This is a genomic window from Pseudomonas sp. GZD-209 (assembly GCF_049310485.1).
GTDB classification, from domain to species: domain Bacteria; phylum Pseudomonadota; class Gammaproteobacteria; order Pseudomonadales; family Pseudomonadaceae; genus Aquipseudomonas; species Aquipseudomonas sichuanensis.
In genome coordinates, this window is record NZ_JBMOWQ010000283.1 from 1 (window position 1) to 607 (window position 607).

Genomic DNA, 607 nt, shown 5'->3' on the forward strand with positions numbered 1-607 from the left:
TCAACGTGCAGGGGCGCCACGCCGACAAGGTGCTGGCCTTCGCCCGACTGGGCGAGGAGCAGCGCGCCATCGTTGTCGCACCACGGCTTGCCAGCAGCTTGCTGGGCAACGCCACAACCCCATTGATCCCGGCACAGAACTGGGACGATACGCGGCTGATCCTGCCGTTTGCCTTGTCGCCTGCCAACTGCTCGGGACTTTTCGCTGGCGGTGCTGTCAGCCCTTCAAAGGAGCTGAAGTTGAGCACCGTACTGGCGGAGTTTCCGGTCAACGTGTTGATTGATCATGCCTAACTGCATCCAGGAGCGTCGTGATGAGTGTCGAAGAGAAACGTGTTCGCGAATTCGCCTATCAAATCTGGGAATCGGAGGGCAAGCCGGCGGGCCAGGAAATCCGCCACTGGGAGATGGCCCGCAAGCTGGCCGAGGCTGAAGCGTTAGCACCCAAGGCCGCACCGCGCAAGAAGGCGGCGGCCAAGCCGAAAGCGGCGGTGGCTGCAGAAAAGCCTGTGGCGGCGAAGAAGCCAAAGGCAGCGAAAAAGCCGGCGGCGGGCTGAACCCCAGGTAAGCCGTACCGGCCTCATCGCGGGGCAAGCCCGCTCCCACGA

1 protein-coding gene and 1 pseudogene are annotated in these 607 nt (G+C 63.3%); both read left to right on the forward strand.

The features are described 5' to 3' along the window. Nucleotides 1-293, forward strand: a pseudogene (locus ACO6VM_RS26905) (malto-oligosyltrehalose synthase); the annotation flags it as partial. Between the two features lie 17 nt (nt 294-310). After that, a complete protein-coding gene (locus tag ACO6VM_RS26910) occupies nt 311-556 on the forward strand; it encodes a DUF2934 domain-containing protein (protein ID WP_422402714.1) in 246 nt (81 codons plus the stop codon). The last annotated feature ends 51 nt before the right edge of the window (nt 557-607 follow it).